The sequence below is a fragment of the Panacibacter ginsenosidivorans genome, from assembly GCF_007971225.1.
Taxonomy (GTDB): domain Bacteria; phylum Bacteroidota; class Bacteroidia; order Chitinophagales; family Chitinophagaceae; genus Panacibacter; species Panacibacter ginsenosidivorans.
The window spans coordinates 1,473,417-1,491,832 of the sequence record NZ_CP042435.1; the positions used below are offsets into that span (position 1 = coordinate 1,473,417).

14 protein-coding genes are annotated in these 18,416 nt (G+C 37.2%); 5 read left to right on the forward strand and 9 right to left on the reverse strand.

Features of this window, described 5'->3' with window-relative positions; genetic code table 11:
- Window positions 1-94 precede the first annotated feature (94 nt).
- Window positions 95-1,981, reverse strand: a complete 1,887-nt coding sequence (locus tag FRZ67_RS06115; RefSeq protein ID WP_147188690.1) for a tetratricopeptide repeat protein — start codon at window positions 1,979-1,981, stop codon at window positions 95-97.
- A 47-nt stretch (window positions 1,982-2,028) separates the two neighbouring features.
- Here FRZ67_RS06115 and FRZ67_RS06120 point away from each other — a divergent pair, with 47 nt between their 5' ends.
- Entirely contained in the window at window positions 2,029-2,574 is a 546-nt protein-coding gene (locus FRZ67_RS06120; protein ID WP_147188691.1) for an RNA 2'-phosphotransferase, read from the forward strand.
- 18 nt (window positions 2,575-2,592) lie between these two features.
- On the opposite strand, the gene FRZ67_RS06125 is transcribed toward FRZ67_RS06120, so the two are convergent.
- The 4 genes from FRZ67_RS06125 to FRZ67_RS06140 form a co-directional block, all read right to left on the reverse strand.
- Complete coding sequence (locus tag FRZ67_RS06125; protein WP_147188692.1) at window positions 2,593-2,907, reverse strand: hypothetical protein; 315 nt, start codon at window positions 2,905-2,907, stop codon at window positions 2,593-2,595.
- Window positions 2,908-3,051: 144 nt separating this feature from the next.
- Window positions 3,052-3,765, reverse strand: coding sequence for an EcsC family protein (locus FRZ67_RS06130; protein ID WP_147188693.1), 714 nt, complete (start codon window positions 3,763-3,765; stop codon window positions 3,052-3,054).
- A 347-nt stretch (window positions 3,766-4,112) separates the two neighbouring features.
- A complete protein-coding gene (locus FRZ67_RS06135) occupies window positions 4,113-4,379 on the reverse strand; it encodes a hypothetical protein (RefSeq protein WP_147188694.1) in 267 nt (88 codons plus the stop codon).
- 26 nt (window positions 4,380-4,405) lie between these two features.
- Window positions 4,406-5,842, reverse strand: a complete 1,437-nt coding sequence (locus tag FRZ67_RS06140; RefSeq protein WP_147188695.1) for an NADP-dependent isocitrate dehydrogenase — start codon at window positions 5,840-5,842, stop codon at window positions 4,406-4,408.
- Between the two features lie 81 nt (window positions 5,843-5,923).
- Here FRZ67_RS06140 and FRZ67_RS06145 point away from each other — a divergent pair, with 81 nt between their 5' ends.
- Window positions 5,924-6,850, forward strand: coding sequence for a LysR family transcriptional regulator (locus FRZ67_RS06145; RefSeq protein ID WP_147188696.1), 927 nt, complete (start codon window positions 5,924-5,926; stop codon window positions 6,848-6,850).
- A gap of 239 nt (window positions 6,851-7,089) precedes the next feature.
- On the opposite strand, the gene FRZ67_RS06150 is transcribed toward FRZ67_RS06145, so the two are convergent.
- The 3 genes from FRZ67_RS06150 to FRZ67_RS06160 all read right to left on the reverse strand — a co-directional run bounded on the left by FRZ67_RS06150 (window position 7,090) and on the right by FRZ67_RS06160 (window position 10,191).
- Complete coding sequence (locus FRZ67_RS06150; protein ID WP_225975522.1) at window positions 7,090-7,767, reverse strand: hypothetical protein; 678 nt, start codon at window positions 7,765-7,767, stop codon at window positions 7,090-7,092.
- Between the two features lies 1 nt (window position 7,768).
- Window positions 7,769-8,761, reverse strand: coding sequence for an alpha/beta fold hydrolase (locus FRZ67_RS06155; protein ID WP_147188697.1), 993 nt, complete (start codon window positions 8,759-8,761; stop codon window positions 7,769-7,771).
- A 230-nt stretch (window positions 8,762-8,991) separates the two neighbouring features.
- Window positions 8,992-10,191, reverse strand: coding sequence for a helix-turn-helix domain-containing protein (locus FRZ67_RS06160; protein ID WP_147188698.1), 1,200 nt, complete (start codon window positions 10,189-10,191; stop codon window positions 8,992-8,994).
- A 255-nt stretch (window positions 10,192-10,446) separates the two neighbouring features.
- On the opposite strand from FRZ67_RS06160, the gene FRZ67_RS06165 reads away from it, so the two are divergent.
- A complete protein-coding gene (locus FRZ67_RS06165) occupies window positions 10,447-11,910 on the forward strand; it encodes an alpha/beta hydrolase-fold protein (protein ID WP_147188699.1) in 1,464 nt (487 codons plus the stop codon).
- Between the two features lie 83 nt (window positions 11,911-11,993).
- Here FRZ67_RS06165 and FRZ67_RS06170 read toward each other — a convergent pair whose 3' ends face one another.
- Window positions 11,994-14,042 (reverse strand): DUF3858 domain-containing protein, encoded by a 2,049-nt coding sequence (locus FRZ67_RS06170; RefSeq protein WP_147188700.1) that lies wholly within the window; start codon window positions 14,040-14,042, stop codon window positions 11,994-11,996.
- 326 nt (window positions 14,043-14,368) lie between these two features.
- On the opposite strand from FRZ67_RS06170, the gene FRZ67_RS06175 reads away from it, so the two are divergent.
- Window positions 14,369-16,339, forward strand: coding sequence for a multicopper oxidase domain-containing protein (locus FRZ67_RS06175; protein WP_158638317.1), 1,971 nt, complete (start codon window positions 14,369-14,371; stop codon window positions 16,337-16,339).
- 556 nt (window positions 16,340-16,895) lie between these two features.
- Window positions 16,896-18,416 carry a sterol desaturase family protein gene (locus tag FRZ67_RS06180; protein WP_147188702.1) on the forward strand — a complete coding sequence of 507 codons (1,521 nt, stop codon included), beginning with the start codon at window positions 16,896-16,898 and terminating at the stop codon, window positions 18,414-18,416.

Sequence of the window (18,416 nt, forward strand, 5' to 3'; positions counted from 1 at the left end):
TAATCTTATAAATATTGGTTCAGCCTTTTTATGTACTTAGCTGTAGTGGTACTATTGAGCATAGTTGCGTCGCACACTGGAGCGGTTGGATTATCTATATAGCTTGTTTTACAAGTCGAATATTTTTCTCCGCATTTTGAATATCCTGGTGATTTGAAGGCAAAAACTTTTTAAAAATCTCAAGACTTTTCTGGTAACAATCAATGGCTTTATTATAAATATCTTTATTATAATAAGCAACACCTAGGTTATTATAATCAATCGCGATGTCTGGGTGGTCATCTCCATAATATTCAGTATCTATTTCCAAAGCTTTTTTATGATACTCGATTGCTTTATCATAATCTCCTTTGTTACTATATGCCAAGCCAAGATTATTATAACGGGTTGCAATTTTTTGATGCATTTCGCCATGATATTTTCGATCGATCTTTAAAGCCTTTTTATGATACTCGATTGCCTTATCATAATCTCCAATACTGTTGTACGCCGATCCAAGGTTATTATAATCAATGGCAATTTCCGGAGAATCATCGTCATAAAATTTCAAATTTATTTCTAAAGCCTTTTTATGATACTCGATTGATTTTTTATACGCCCCAATGTTATGATAAGCTGAACCTATATTATTATAATCTGTAGCAATATCTGTTGATTCTTCACCATAAAGTTTTAAATTAATTTTCGAGGATTTCTCATAATATTGAATAGCCCTTTCATATTCTCCCTTACCATTAAAAGCTAACCCAAGATTATTATACCCATTAGCTATTTCCTCTGAATTTTCGTCATAGTTAGCCTGATTGATTTTTAAAGCCTTTTCATGATATTGAATTGCTTTCTTATACTCGGCTTTACAGTAGTAAGCAAGACCTATATTACTATAATAAATTGCAACATCAGGATGCTTGTCGTCATGATACTCAAGTGCAATATCCAAAGCCTTCTTATAATATTTAATAGCCTTTTCGAATAGCCCTAAATCGTATGCAATAATTCCTGCCTCATTTTGGTAATCGCTATTATCAGGGTTTACCTTTATAGATAACTCGTAATAATCCAACGCTTCTGTATATTGCAATTGAAGCTTCTTAATTTTTGCTAGTTCATAAAATGTAGAAGCAGTGTCATTAATTCTTTCTTTAGCACTTTGTTTTAAATAACTTTCTGCTTCTTCATAGTTTCCTCTTTCAACCTCTTCAAGCGCTTTAGCTTTTAGCTTATCATTTACTTTTTGAGATCCTAATTGCAATTCTAATTTTTGTTTATACTGTGCCAATTGATTTATTATTTCCTGGCTTTGATACAATTCAGTTCTTATACTTTCTTTTTCTTGTGTTAATTTCTCTATTTGTAATTGTATTTGCCGGTCATTAGACTTGTTGTTTCCAGCTCTCAACTCTTTTATTTCATTATCTTTTTCTCCAAGCATTCTTATTAATTCAAGATTCGACTGTGAAAGCGTACTTACAGTTTCGTCAGTTCTTTTTACATAAGTTATATGATAGGCTTCAGAGAAAAAAAGATTCAGGTTATCTGATATTAATAATTCAAAATCTATAAGATTTTTATATTCTTTATAAAGTACAGTATCTGTTAAGCTTTCTTTGAATTCTAAAACTTCGCTAAAAGATTGCAACGTTTCCCGTTTTGGTGTAAAGCCATCCTTAAAATATGCAAATATTTTTTTATTCAGATTCGTAGCGATTTCGAACTCCTCTCTTGTATACTTTCCAATCCGAGAATAAAATAAAAAGATTACCAATTGACATTCTTCTAGTGTTTTATTTATACCAGCTTGAATATTTTCGTATCCAGGAAAATTACCTTGAACTATATCATACTCCCATTCAACAGGCTCAAGGTCGAGATGCTTATGATTTTTTCGGATTTTATTAATAATCAAAATACATTTCTCTCTTTCTTCTTTTAATTCAGCTGAAGAAGCAATAAATATCTTTATGTTGGTTTTTTGAGACACAAGTTTTGTTTACTTTAAAAATATAAAAAACTTTTATTCAAAAATCAATGCTCTCTGAAAAAGAAAATACAAAACTAAGTAAACTCCTCTCTTACATTCTTCGCCACAAACCAGAAGAATATGGAATTGAATTAGGTGAAAACGGCTACACAAATGTTGATGAACTCATCACCAAGCTAAATGCACACAACGAAAACATCAGCTTCGAAATATTGCAACACATTGTAGATACCAACAACAAAAAGCGTTTTGCATTTAATGAAGATCTAACCAAAATAAGAGCAAGCCAGGGTCATTCAGTTGATGTAGAACTGGGTTATACAGAACAACAACCGCCGGAGATTTTATACCACGGAACAGTAGAAAAATTTCTTATAGCCATTATGAAAGATGGCTTGCAAAAAATGAAACGTCATCATGTGCATTTAAGCGCAGATAAAACAATCGCAACAAAAGTTGCAGAACGCAGAGGCAAACCAATTATATTAGAAATAAAAGCTGCTGAAATGTTTGCTGCAGGTTATACATTTTATCATTCAGATAATGGCGTTTGGTTAACAGACCATGTGCCTGTTGAGTTTATTGAGTCGTGATAAACTGCTGTATAAAAATTATTCTTCGTCCTGAATCATTCCGGCAAGCACATTATTAATAAATGGCACAAAACCTTCCGGTCCCGTTGCATAATCTTTCATATGAATAGTCACCGTATCACTTGTACTAAAAATATAGCGAACGATATCAAGTCGTTTTTCAAGCTCAATACCTGCGCCCATGATAACTGTATCAATTACTTTATTATGTTTAAAAACTTCCTGTACAGTTGCTATATCATGCGCAACAAAATAATGTACATCTTTCTTTACCAGTTTTTCAGGAGATGGAATGTTTACAAGTAATTTTCCTATTAGCAAAATGTTCTTCATAAATTATAGTTGGTTGATGACGTCATTTAAAGGTCTTTATAAAGTTAGAGCCAAAATACAAATATGCTGCTTAAAGATTCCCAGGCACAAGTGCGCGACGCAACGAAGAATAATTGAAATGCAAAAGTTGGGTAAATAAAATGGTTATAACAATCGCATTCTGTAAGCATTCATAGCTGTTTTGCCGAGCTTTTTTATAAGCCTGTAATTAACCACAATACCAACAGGTGCACCTATTATGGGAATTAACTGCGCCATCTTTGCAAGGTCAATATAATCGCGGTATTCCTGCTGAAATGTACGCCAGTCATATTGATTAATATCATCCGGTAATTGTTGCGCATGTTCTTTCCAGTTCTCCATTTTTAAATACACATTGCGTCTTTCTTCCTGGCTGCTGAACGCAAGTTGCATAATGTATAAAATAAATATGCGCTCTTTATAATCTTTGGTATCAAAGCCGTAAAGGGCGGCAATATCAAACAACAATTTCAATTTGATGCCAACCAGCAAAGGAAAATCTGCAAGCCCAAGCAGGATGCCGCCGGCACCAGTTATGCCACCTTCTGCAGCCGCGGTAGTTCTGTACATCTTTATGCGTTCCAGCACAGCTTTTTCTTTTATTTCCAGGCTATCTTCTGTGTTAGGTTTTGAAGTTGTAATGCCGGCTCCAAACAAAACTACCCTTACCATTTGTTTAATGGCAACAGTAATAGCTTTATGCACTTTTTCGGGAAGCAGGCTGTTCATTTTTGTTTGCAGTTTTTTAGCCAGCCTGTTTGTAAAAGACGGCTTACGCTGCATTTCCTTTTGCCAGCTTTTTAATTCTTGCAATGGATGTATATTATAGGTTTGCATTAGTGTGAAATTAATCTAAAAAAAATGCCAAACATGGCTTGCCTGTATGTATGCCTATTTATGTACTTAGCTGCATTGCTACTATTAAGTATCGTTGTGTCACTCACTTGTACACTTTGTTCAATATTGAGCTGAACGTACAAGAGTGCGACGCAACAACCGATGCCAAAAGTTTCTGCAATTGGGTACATAAAAAAATCACTTATCTATTCCCGTGATGCCTGAGAACGATAAGTGATTTATATATGAAGTACGAGAATTGTAACTCACCGGTTTTACGTTACCCCCTGAATGGTGCACGTATAAACAGGATACTGCTGCAAATTGAACCAGTTTGAAAGACTTACTTATCCAATTCGTGGAGTAAAGTTAACTTCTATAAATGCGTTTACATCTGTAAACTCCTGGCCCTTTTCCCGGAGTTTTTTAATTGCGTCTCTTAAAGAATTCTGCAATTGAATGATACGCTTTTCTGAATGCTTAATATCTTCCTCTGAAAGGTGTACCGTTCTTATTTTTTCTTCATGAAAAGCTATTTTTACTTTTACTACCGCAGTAAGCAGGTTCTCCGCATCTTGCAAATTAAAACGTCCGCTGATTAATTGTATTTCCATTTTTTGCATTATTAATTGATAAGAATTTATTGTCCCTGTGCAGCTGTGAAAGCCGGCTCGCCGTCGAAACGGTAAAGGTTTTCAGTTTTAATAATATCAAGATTGGCGTTGTGTAGTTTTAATTGCAGTTCTATAGCATGGCTGAAATTCAGGATTTTGTTATCTGTTGCTTTAAACCTGCAGCGCCAGTGATCTGTGCAGAAAGTTTCCGGAAAGCCATTGGGCCATACTTTGGTACCACGATTAGTGATCATACTTAAATGAAGATGACCATTTGTATATTGCTGAATAGATTTAGCTATTTCTTCTGCAGTGGTGCCTGTTGCCTGCAGGAACACATCTATGCCTACTAATTCTTTTTTTGCCTTGGGTTGGGCTGAAACCTGTATGTTGAAATTTGAAATGGAAGATGAATATGCAACCGGCTTTAGTTGCGTAGGTTGCTGGCCTAATCTGTCAATTACAGCATCTGCAAACTCTTTTGTTCCAAGTTTTTCTTTTGATGTTCCTTCTTTGTATATGTCGTAAGTATGTATTCCTTCTTCCAGCGTCTTAAGCCAGGCATTCTGTATTTTTTCTGCAACATCTTTCTGTCCGATATGCACCAGCATCTGAATGGCTCCCAGCAATAGGCCCGAAGGATTAGCTTTATTAGCTCCTGCAATCCTTGGAGCCGAACCATGAATTGCTTCAAACATGGCGAAGCCATCACCTATATTGGCACTTCCGGCCAGCCCAACAGAACCGGTTATTTGCGCAGCTACATCGCTCAGAATATCGCCATACAAATTTGGCATTACTATTACATCGAATACTTCCGGTGTATCTGCCAGCTTTGCAGCACCAATATCAACGATCCAGTGTTCCTTTTGAATATCCGGGTATTCCTCCCCTACTTCTTCAAATACCTTATGAAAAAGCCCATCCGTCATTTTCATAATATTGTCTTTTGTAAAGCAGGTAACTTTCTTTCTGTTATACGCCTTTGCATATTCAAAAGCATAGCGGATGATTTTTTCCGTTCCGGGCCTGGAGATGAGTTTTAAACATTGATAAACCTCATCTGTCTGACGATGTTCTATTCCTGCATAAAGGTCTTCCTCATTCTCGCGGATGATAACAACATCCATCACAGGATGCTTTGTTTGTACAAAGGGATGATAAGATACACAGGGACGTACGTTGGCAAATAAGCCCAGTACTTTTCTTGTGGTTACATTCAGGCTTTTGAAACCCCCGCCCTGCGGCGTGGTAATGGGTGCTTTTAAAAAAACTTTTGTTCTTCTCAGCGAATCCCACGCTTCTGCGGCTATTCCAGCCTGGTTTCCCTGGAGATAAATTTTTTCACCAATCTCGATCTCTTCAATATCAAGCTGTGCACCTGCAGCTTCAAGAATACGTAAGGTGGCATCCATTATTTCCGGCCCGATGCCATCTCCTTTTGCAATTGTAATTTTTGTCATTCTTTTTTGTTTATGCAAAAATCAAAAGGTTTTTTCATAAGTATTTATTTATATTTGATATGCTATGTATAAATAATTTTTATGAATTTTACACTCAATCAGCTGAGAATATTTGTCGCAGTAGTTGACAAAAAAAGTATTACAAAGGCATCGGAAGAACTTCACATGACACAGCCCGCAGTATCCATTCAGATAAGCAATCTTCAAAGTCAGTTTGATATTCCGTTAATTGAAGTAATAGCAAGAAAGGTATATGTAACAGAGTTTGGAATGGAGTTATATAAACTGGCTGTAACTACCCTGGAACATGTAAATTCGATACATTATAAGACCCACAGTTTTCGCGGCTTGCTTTCAGGAAAATTAAGGGTTTCTGTTGTATCAACCGGAAAATATATAATGCCGTATTACCTGAAAGATTTCCTGAAGGAAAATCCCAAGATTGACCTGATGATAGATGTGACCAATAAGTCAAAAGTGATTGAAAGCCTTGAGAAAAATGAGGTAGATTTTTGCCTGGTATCTGTATTGCCTAAACATATTGATCTTGAAGAAGAAATACTATTGCCCAATAAACTGGTACTAACAGCATCTGCGGAAACAGACATAAAGGTAAAAAGCCGCTTACACAAATCCGTTTTTAGTGATCTTCCGTTAATATTCAGGGAAGAGGGTTCAGGAACAAGGGAAACGATGCAAAAATATTTTGAAAAAGCTGGTATTATACCCAAAGTAAAACTGGAATTAACATCCAGTGAAGCAGTAAAACAAGCTGTAATTGCGGGGCTTGGCTATTCTATATTACCAGTGCTGAGTTTAAAGAATGAATTAAAACTAAAAAGCATAAAAATTATTCCTGTGCAAGGCTTGCCATTAAAATCTAACTGGCGTTTGATCTGGCTTAGGCAAAAGAAATTTTCTACAGTAGCACAATCCTACCTGGATTTTATAAGAAAACAAAAGCCCGATATTTATAAAAATTATTTTTCCTGGACAGAAGCATATTGACGTTTATCGGATTATGAAAAATACAAAACATATTGCCCGAAAATTTGGCACTATACATTTGTTGTTTAGCAACAGGATTTTAATCACTTGAAATTGCTGCTTTCTAACCTTGAGTACAAGTGTGCGACGCAACAGGCGATGCAAGAAGTTGCTCCAGCTGGGCTCACAAAAAAATCACTCATCAATTCCCATGCATGCATGAGAACGACAAGTGATTTATATACAACGAGTGAGACGAGCTATTTACCCAATTTCACATTTACGCCCAGTTGCGCATAGAAAGGAACAAGTGGCGCATCGGAAAATGTTTGCGTTGTTATTTTTCCTGCTTTTAAGTACACATCGAATTTCTGCTGCGAGTATCCTGTTTGAATACCGTAATAAAAATTGCCGCCGGTTGAGGGTTCATACCAGCCATCCTGTATATCGGGGTAATTTTCTTTTTCGAGATCGGAGTTTTTGAAATGCGTTACGATCGCTTTATCGAAACCAACTTCACCGGCAACAAACCAATGTGTTTTATAATAACCAACAATTCCGGAGAGATCGCTTCCAAAATTCAGCAGCGTGGCATAGTCATTTTCATATCTTCTGAATACACCCTGGATCTTCGTGGTAAAGTGTACGTTGTCTAATTGCAGCCAGCGGATCTGCGCACCAATTTTTGCTTTGTAATCATCGGTTAAATTATTGCCGGAAGGAACCGAGAACTCTGTGTTCAGCACAATTGGCAATTTTGATCTCAATTGGTAGCCGTAACCAATACCATAGGAAAGCGAATAGTCAACGCCGGCATTTACATTGATAATATTTTTTTGTTTTTTGCTCAGGTTAGCCCAGTTAATGGTTTGTGCTTTTGACAAAAGGGCGATGAATAATACGGTGGTTAGCAAAAAAAACTTTTTGGCATTTTTCATTTCAAAGTGAGTTTAAATAGGTTAAAGCTATTGGAAAAAAGTTGTTCCATCCTGCGGAGAAGCTGATGAAGTCATGACCTGCATTGTTGATCTTTTCAAGCTGAACATTTGGGTATGCCGATGATACTTTCTGCGCATAAGCCTGTCCATAAGCTTTGTTGCGTTCGCTGTAACAAAAGAGTACAGGTGTTGTGAATTGATGCAGGTTTGTTGTAAAATCAGGTTTTTCCTTTTCGCCAAGATCAAATAATGCACGGTTCACAACTGCACCTGCACGCCAGTATGGCAATAAGCCCTCATTGCCAATTGGGCTGTCCGGCGATGCATCGGAAGCAGAAAGTAACCCAAGCTTGTAGTCGAGTATGGCCTGGTCTTTATCACTGCCCGTAAGAAACTGGTCGAGGTAAGTTGCATCGTTCAGGGTTTCGCTGGAGAGCCTGTAATCCTGTGAACGGTTTACATAGTCCATGATATCCTGCCAGGTAAAACCGCCGGGTTCTCCCATCACCACACCGTTTATCGCAGCGGGATACTTGTTGACATATGCGGTCGCCAGTATGGCACCCCACGAATGCCCCAGCAAAAAAACCTTTTGTGCAGCCGATGTTCTGTAGTGGGCAATTACAGCACCGAGATCATCGAGCATTAATTGAATGGAATAGCTGTCTTTGCTAAAACGCTGCGACAAGCCGGAACCCCGCTGATCATAAAATACCACATAGTAACCCTCATTTGCAAATGCTTTACAATTGAGCAGGTAGCGGTAATCATTCCCGGGGCCGCCATGTAAGATCACCAGCATTTTGTTTTTAGGGTCGCCAAAAGTTTCGGCATGAAACATGGCACCGCTTACCGTAACGGATGAAAGAGATGCATCATTCACCACGGTTTTCGGAACCAGGTTACCCTCATCATTAACCTGTAGTTCTTTTTTACAGGAGAAAAAAAGAAACAGTAATGGAATCGTCCAGAATAAATTTTGTCTTCGTTTCATTGTATAAATTTTTTCGTCCTGCAAATATGAATCTATCACACAGCCTTATCGCTCCATTTTGTAAGGTGGCACCTGATAACAAGGTGTTTTGAGGTGCCATTTGTCAGGCACATGACAATAGCGCCGTGATTTTTTTGGTGCCGGCTTTTGTAACGCCGGTTGAGCATTGTTGCGTCGCACTCTTGTACGGCAACGCCTTGAGCGGCAGCATTAACAAATCGATAAGAATTTTAGCCCAGCTCAATTTCTGATTGAGAAAGATATTCTGTTGGAGATAGACCAACAGCTTTTTTGAAGTTCCGGTTAAAGGCTGTCTTGGAATTGAATCCACATTTAAAAGCAAGGGAAAGCAGGGTATATTTTTTACTGTCGGGTTGTTGGGTTATCCGTTTAAATTCTTCAATACGCAGGTTGTTGATATAATCATAAAAATTTTTGTGCTCAAAAGAATTAATGACCTGTGAGAGCGTATTAGGATGGATTGATAGTTTTTGTGCAAGTTCTCCAAGGGTAAGTTCCGGGTCCTTGAAAAGTTGTTCATCTGACATAATGCGTTCCAGATCATCATGAATTTTTTCAGCATCTTCATCTGTTAAAGATGATTTCTTATATTTTACTTTTTCGTTTGATTCAATGGCTTCGTTTGAATCATGATCCGTTTCCAAAGAAATAGCTTCTGAAGATGTCACAGGATTTATAATTTCATTTACCGTTTCTGTATTTAGTTGTTGCTTCGCAACGATGGAATTATCTTCCTGCAAGACCGGGTTACTAAACACACCAACCTGTTTAATACCGAAGTAGCCAAGAAAAAATACATACACAACTACTGCTGTATAAATATAATCATCATCTAAACCCACAATAATAATTATCCATATAACAGAAGTGCCATAAATAAGATATCGAAGCCAGTTGAGGTTGATTTTTTCTGTGTCAGAAAACTGGCTTTCTATATTCTTTTTGTGCTTGCGTAAAAGATAAAAGCTCAAAATAACATATACTATGCCTGAAAGCATTATGGCCGGAATTAAGATAACTGCAAGCCATTCATAACCCTGCCCCTGGTGGTTGTACACATCAATTTTTCTTTCCGGTGGCATGAGAAAAAAGGGCATCATTAATCCATACAGGATCACCACGGGAATAAAATGCAGGAGACTAACTTTTGTAACTTTTTTTGCACTTGTTAAAGCCAATGTGTACAGGAACAAAAACGGTCCGTGTACAAGCGGCAAACCTTTCTCTACACCAAGCAGGTAAGGGAACTGCGTATAATCTTTTGTAACAAAGAGGTAAAACAGAACAAGGTGCAGGCCTGTAAAAAACAACCAGGCCGCTAAAATCTTATCAGCCTGCGATTTTCTTTTCTTGCTTATCAAAACAATAAAAAGAAAAATGGTAATAAAAATGCCTGCTAAATATATCATGCTTTTACCCGGGGTTATTTCTTTTTTGCACTTTACTCATAAAAGCTTTTAGTTTACAGATCCGTTTGCCATTGGTAAAGTTAAATACCAGCGGTCCAATTTCGAAAAGTCTGCTGTATAAGCCGCCAAAAAAGGTTTGCGTTCAGGTGTGCAACGCAGGCGAAGTATCATCGTTCTACCAAATCCCCGCTCATAAAAAATATAAAAAGGATTCTGATTACTGCTTATCTTTCATACCATGCTTAATACAATTTTATGAGAAAGTTAATACCATTGTTGTTATTGATCTTTGTAACAGTATCTGTAACAGCACAAAAATTTAAGATCAGTTATCCGGCCGCAGCATATAACGGGCCATTTACCGGCAAGGTTTTTTTATACATGAGCAAGGATAACAAAGAGCCCAGGAATGCGGTTGTAGGAATACAGTTTTTCCCGTGTTTTTCGCTCGATGTAAAAAATGTTACGCCCGGTACCAGTATAGTAATTGATGATAAAGCACTCTCCTACCCGGTTCCATTATCAGATATTGAAAGAGGAAATTATTTTGTACAGGCTGTGTGGGACAGGGATCTCGGCGGCCGTGCCATTGCAGCAAGTCCCGGCAACATGTATTCAAAAACGATACAATGTAATCTAACAAAAGACTATACAAAAACATACAGCATTGTTTGCGACCAGGTTATCCCACAACCGGAGTTTAAAGAAACTGAATTTGTAAAAGAATTAAAAGCGCCTTCTGCATTGTTATCTGCTTTTCATAAAAAAAGTATGACAGTTGATGCGGCCGTAACATTGCCTCCAAACTATTACACAGAACCTATGCGTAAATTTCCTGTAGTGTTTTATGTGTTTGGTTATGGCGGCGATTATCATCGTTTCTCAGGAGATACAAGTTTCAGAAGTTCCCCTGTGGATAGTATTCCTTGTATTACAGTTTTCCTTGATGGAAATTGTCCGCTTGGTCATTGCGTGTATGCAAATAGCGATAACAACGGTCCTTGGGGAGATGCATTGGTAAAAGAATTTATTCCATTGCTTGAAAGTAAGTTTCGTTGCAACGGAGCTCGTTTATTAAGAGGTCATAGCAGCGGCGGCTGGACAGTATTATGGCTGCAAACTCAATACCCATCAATATTTGCGGGCTGCTGGTCAAGTTCCCCCGATCCTGTTGATTTCAGAAGTTTTCAAAAGGTAAACCTGTATGATGGTGACAATATGTTTTATGCTAAAGATAGCAGTTTACATTTGGTAGCAACGGTTGCAGGATTTTTTCCATGGGCCAGTCAGAAGCAGGCTTATCAAATGGAGAATATTATTTATCGTGGTGAACAGATGCATTCCTTTGATGCAGTATTTAGTGGTAAAGGGGCAGATGGAAACCCGGAAAGAATTTGTGATGCGGCAACAGGTGTAGTAAATAAAAATACGCTGGAACACTGGAAGCATTATGATATTTCACTGAACCTGCGCACCAATTGGAATACTTTAAAATCAGACCTTGAAGGCAAAATAAGAGTGAGTGTTGGTGAGCAGGACAATTTCTTATTGAATGATGCAGTGCACATACTTGATGGAGAAATGCAAAAGCTAAACAGCAAATTTGTTTTTGGTTATTACCCCGGTGATCATTTTACTGTTTCTACACCTGAATACAGGAAAGCCGGTTCTGCGTTTCTTGCAGAAAAATATTTGGAGTGGCAAAAGCAGCATCCATAATTAAATTTGCCGCCATTAAGGCTATAGTACAAGTGTGCGACGCAATAAAAGCTTAATACTTTTTCTAAGCATGGCACAAAAAATTATTGGCTTATTTTCTTAAGCACAATCTGCTCACTTTCTTTTTTTAGCACATAAGAATAAAAATCTCTTAAAGCGCTATAATTGTCTGCATCATAGATTGCTTTATTGATCTTTAGCCTGCATTTTAGTTGTATCCTGTTTCCGCTTTGATCGAGCAGGTATTCAAACATGCCTGCATCGTTGCCTAATTTAATTCTTGCGGACTTTGGTATTTCTTCTATTCTATACCCTTTTGGTATTTCCATATTAACCAGTAAAAGATCATCCGGGCAGTAAGGCATTTCGATGGGAAATAATCTTGCTTCTTCACTTTTAAACGAATTCTCTTTTAATTCCTGTCCAAACATAGGGTTCAGGTAGATTACATCGTCATTGTTATAGTTATAGGTAATATTATATCTTATGGCAATTGGTGCATCATAGTTGTTCAAAGAATCGATATTGCAATTATCAATTTTTATATCGGAACCATAAGCCTTTTCCAGCTCTTTAAAATAATCTTCCCTTTTCTGTTTTGAAAGTTGCTGTCTTAAATTCATTGATGCGTCATCACCAAGTGTAGATAAAAACGTTCCTGAAATACTGTTGCCAGACTGACTATTTGCAAGAAAGATTGTTTTAACGGAAAATTCTTTTAGGGAATCGGGAGTAAATTTTAAGGTAGCTGTATCAGTACTTATTACCCTTGCAAGGCCATTAAAACATTCTTTTGACAATTTATTAAACCCTAAATAACGGTTACTTGCATCGAGATAAAAAGATGAATCATTAAGGATAGTTCTGCAAATAACATAATTATACCTGCTTAATAATGGGTACACAGGATGCACTACTCCATGGTCTCTTGTACTGAGTATTACAGGGTCTGCTCTTACACCCGCCTGTTTAAGCATTGCAGTAAGCAATAAATTAATATCGCTGACTGATCCCTTTTTATTTTTATAAATATTTCTAAGTGTTGCATCCAGTGATAAATAAATACCATTGTTTCCGGTACAGGTAAAATTGTCCCGCACAAAAGCGAAAATAGTTCTTGCTTTTGCTGCATTATTCATAGTGCTGTCAAGAAAAGTATTTAGCTCATTTACCAACCATTTACTATCATCAAATTGACGGGCAAAATCATAGCTTTCTAAAAATTCTTTACTAACGGTAAGCCAGTCCTGCATCTTATTTTCGGGTGGATCTGTAAACCTGTACTGCGAGAGTTGAAATTCTATTTCAGATACATAATTCCTGTTTGTAGAAACCATGCTTTCTTCCTTTAAAGCCGGAACATCTTTAATAACCCATCTGTTAACCAAAACATCTGCGTTTACACTATAAACGTCCGGAGTAATACTGCCATAAGATCCTTTTTTCCAGGCAAGATCTTCGATGCGGTATACTTTGGCTTCTCTACTTTTCTCATTGATAAAAAATGGGTTGTAACCTTTGGATAAAGCGATGTAAGTAAAACAGTCAGGTATCTTTACTTTGTACTCGCTCCACAAGCAGGGATATTTTCCCTGAAAATACCAGGGCTGCAGGTTGAATATAAAATCTGACTTAATAGTATAGGAATATTCAATGACTGAGCCTGCTTTTATTGCAGGCATTGTAAATTTTTTTTCTAACCAGTTTTTGTCAATTCTGTTTTCAAAGACGGATTTTGTATCGAGTTTTGTTTCTGCTATTTTTCCATTCTCGAGGTTATAAGTAGATCCCTTAAGATCTAAAAGCACTTCCTTATCTTTTGTATCCTGGTAATAGCCATTATCCTTAAACAATAAAATACTTACATTACCTGCATCTAAACCATTTTGATTGATGATCTTAATTCTTCTTATCCTTTTATATACAAGTGTAAACCACCCGGTATTATTTCCTTCAAATTCAGAACTGCCTATATCTGCAATTACCACTGCATTGGCGTTAGAATCTACTACCGGTGAGTTGATAATAAAATCAGCTGCTATTATTTTTCCAAATTTTATGTTGCTTTTATCCTGCGCATCTGCTGCTACGCTGGCAATAATGCTGATAAGCAGTAAAGAATATCTTCTCATTTTTTAAAAGGGTTTAGTACAATAAGACAATGCATATTAATATTACTGACGATAGGCCGAAGATAAAAAATTTCAGAAAATACAGGTGAATAATATAAGACAGGATGCTGAGAAAAGCTTAGTGAAGCATTGCCGCCATGCATTAAACAGTAGAAGTGTGCGACGTAACAAAAGTCTAACAGAGTTCAGTTGCCCGGCCCATACTTATATATGTTTCTATCTACGCCTGGGTTGCAGACATATACATGATAAAACAGCACTTGAAGTTTATATTATTTCTAATATTAAATATATTTTGTATATTCAGAAGCAAATACCGGCCCAACATGAAACAACTCACATTCCTGACAGGATGTTGCCTGTTCTTGTTTTTCCTGAATGCTTTTATATTAAACAATAATACTATCTCAACTTTCCAAAAGCAAAATATTATCGCATGCGGTCCATTAACCACAGGAAATATAACAGGCAAATTTGATGGTACGCAAGAAATCGCTATTAACGACAATCGTAAAACAGCAGGCGAACTGCGCAACGGTGTACTGTTTTTAAAACTTGAAACCCGCATAGGTAACTGGTATCCTGAAACGCATGAAGGAGATCCTTTGCAGGTATGTGCATTTGCAGAAACAGGTAAAACTTTACAATTGCCGGGTCCACTTATCCGTGTTCCGGAAGGCGCCATCATCAACGCTGAAATTCATAATTCCATTCCCGGCCCCCCTTTAGTGCTGCATGGTTTTTATTCACGTCCCGGTAATGAAAAAGATAGTGTGAAAATTGCTTTTAATGAAACATATAAAGTACAGTTCAAAGCAGGCAAGGCCGGTACTTATATGTATTGGGCCAGTGATGGAAGTGTAAGAACACCCTTCAATAATTTACCCTTTCTAAATGACAGCCAGCTTTTTGGTGCATTCATAGTTGATGCACCTAATATAATTGCCGACCCGCAGGAAAGAATATTTATAATAGGTCTGTGGAATGATACGACAAAGACAGGAGAGTATACAAACGACCGTGAAGAACTTGCCATTAATGGGCTTACCTGGCCTTTTACAGAGCGGCTTATTTATCCAAAAGATGTGCCTGTTCACTGGAGAGTAATAAATGCAAGTAACCAGGACCATCCTATGCACCTGCACGGCTTTTTTTATACTGTGAACAGCCGTGGCAATGAAGAAGCAGATACTATTTACAAAGAACAGGATCGTTATCTTTCTGTAACAGAATTGTTGAAACCGCATCAAACTATTGCGTTTACATGGACACCAGACAGGGAAGGAAACTGGTTGTTTCATTGCCATACCCTTTTTCATTTAATGGCAGGCAGCTTCCTGAGAAAGATGCCTGAGATGACGGATCAGGAAATGACCGATATAAACACACATGCTGCAAAAGGGATGGGAGGATTGATCATGGGTATTTCGATACTGCCGTCAATAAATGAAGTGAAGAAAGCGCCTGATGAAAAAATTGCTGAACGCGAATTGACAATGATCATCAAAGAAAAAAAGAACTACTACGATACATTAAATGGCTATGGATTTGTATTGCGCGAAGGCAACGCTTCGACAGATACAAGTGGAAGTATTCCCGGTCCGTCCATTATCCTTGAACGTGACAAACCGGTAGCCATTAAGATCATTAATCATTTGCATGAACCAACCACTATACACTGGCACGGGCTTGAGATTGAGAGTTATTATGATGGCGTTTCCGGCTGGGGAAACAGGGGTAAAGAATTGGCACCAATGATCATGCCCGGCGATTCATTTGTGGTGCATATGACACCTCCCCGTGCCGGCACTTTTTATTATCATACACATATGCACAACTTCCAGGTGTTTGAAGGATTGTATGGGGCTTTCATTGTTACAGAACCGAATGAAAAATACAATAGCACAACAGATAAGGTTTTTCTTTTCAGCCAGGATATCACTGCCGTATTTACGGAAGGCCATTTACTCTTAAATGGAAAATCACGCACAGATACGATGACATTGCATCCGGGGAAAAACTACCGCTTCAGGTTTATAAATACAACTGGCTACTTAACAGATCTAAACGTTTCCATTTTACTAAATGATGTTCCCGTTAATTGGCGTGCCTTTGCAAAAGACGGAGCCTATCTTCCAACTGACCTGCAAATAATAAAACCTGCCAAAGACGAATGCATAACGGTAGGCCAAACAAGGGATTTTGAATTTGATCCGGAAAAGAAAGGTGATTATGTATTTGCAGTAAAAGACTTTACAGATTCTATCGTTTTAAGAAAGGTGTTGCGCGTACAATAAATGTATTTTGATGTTTTTGAGCCCTGCCTTTATGTTTTAATTAAGCATCGTTGCGTCGCACACTTGTACGCTTTATTTATTATGCATCATTATGCAGTGCAATAAAAATTTTTTTACTCCATGTTCCTGTTCTGAGTTTTAATTTAAGGTGCTATAAAATTCTTTTTGTACAAGAGTGCGACGCAACAGTCGATGCCATAAAATACAATAGCTGGCGCCCCAATTAATTATAAACAATCTTCCTGAAATCTCCTTAATACCTGCAGGCTTTACTTTCTTAAGTGTTCATTTATTTTTTGCATAAACCCTGAAACCGAAAATTATTTTTTGCAATTATTGCCATAAATGATTCTTCAATCATCTGCAAAGCAATATTCATTACGGAAAGAAACGTGCTCTTTCATTTTTCTTATTTAATCATTCAACATAAAAATTTACGGAACAGATCAATTATGAGCCCGCCTGCAGGGGTAATAGTTTTATGCCATCAATACAGGCAAGCACACTGTTTACTGTGTTGAACTAAAAAAATTACATAACCTCCCAATCTTCACTTATGAACCAGGATACTATCTTGCTGCATGCCATACCCGGCTTTATATTATTAGTAATACTGGAATTTATGTTCTTTGTGAAGGAGAATAGAGATCAATATAAAAAAGACTTTCCGGTAAGTTTGGGTATTGGTGCAGGCTTTATTATATCGGCTGCAGCAGGCAAGGGTGTAACGATGTACCTGTATAGTGTGGTTTACAGTTACAGGATATTTGATTTTGCAAATAATGTTTGGTGGGTTTGGATAATTTGTTTTTTTGCTGATGATCTTACTTACTACTGGTTTCACAGGTTAAGTCATAAAATAAGATTTTTCTGGGCATCTCATGCTGTACATCATTCATCAGAAACATTTTCCTTTTTAGCAAACCTTAGGGAAAGCTGGACAAGCAATATTACCGGTATCTTACTGTTTTGGATATGGCTGCCTTTTGTTGGCTTTGAACCGGGTCTTATTCTATTGATAAAGTCTGTTAGCATCATTTACCAGTTTTGCATACATACCGAGGTCATCAATAAATTACCAAAATGGGTTGAAGCTATTTTCAATACACCCTCTCACCATCGTGTACATCATGGCTGCAATATTGATTACCTTGATAAAAATTATGGTGGCATATTTATCATATGGGACAGGTTATTTGGAACTTTTGTTGATGAAAGCAAAAAGCCTGTTTATGGCTTAACTAAAAAGATCAATTCGCGTAACCCCGTCAAAATTGCTTTTCACGAATGGTACAACATGTTTAATGACCTGCGCAAAGCAATATCTGTATCAGAAGCTTTTAATTTTATTTTTAATGCTCCGGGCTGGAGCAAAGATGGCAGCAGCAAAACAACAAACCAGCTTAGAAAAAAAGAAACCACAGCTTCTGAAAAAGGGTATAAGAAAGCCAGGAATAATCATGCTGTTACAAGACAACCATTAATAAGTATTTTAAAGATCTTATTAATCACGCTTTTGATTGGCTGTAATTTCTCTGGAACGTCACAGCAGTTAAAATTGCATTATGCAATTATGCAGGGTAGCAACAAGATCGGCTGGATGAATATTGAAAAGACGGACAGCAGTAATCTCTCGTCAATAAGGTCGGAATCGGAAACAAAAAAAAGAATGATCACCCTTTTTACATTCAATGAAAAACAGGAGTCAGTGTTTGAAAACGGGTTACTCATAAAATCTTACGTGTACCGCAAAATAAATAACGAAATAAAATTTGACCAGCAAACTGCATACACAGGCAATCAATATATAATACGCAAAACAAAAAACGATGAACATATACCAATAAGTGGAATTTACTATAACCAGCTGAGCCTGTATTTTTCTGAACCGGTAAATATTAAACAGGTCTATTCTGATTTTTTTCATGTTATGCTTACCATTGAAAAAAATAAAGACGGCATGTATAAATTAACATTGCCTGATGGCAATATAAATTATTACCTCTATACAAATGGAATATGCACCTATGTAAAAATTGTGAGAAGCCTTTTTACAATAGAGTTTAAACTTTCCTAA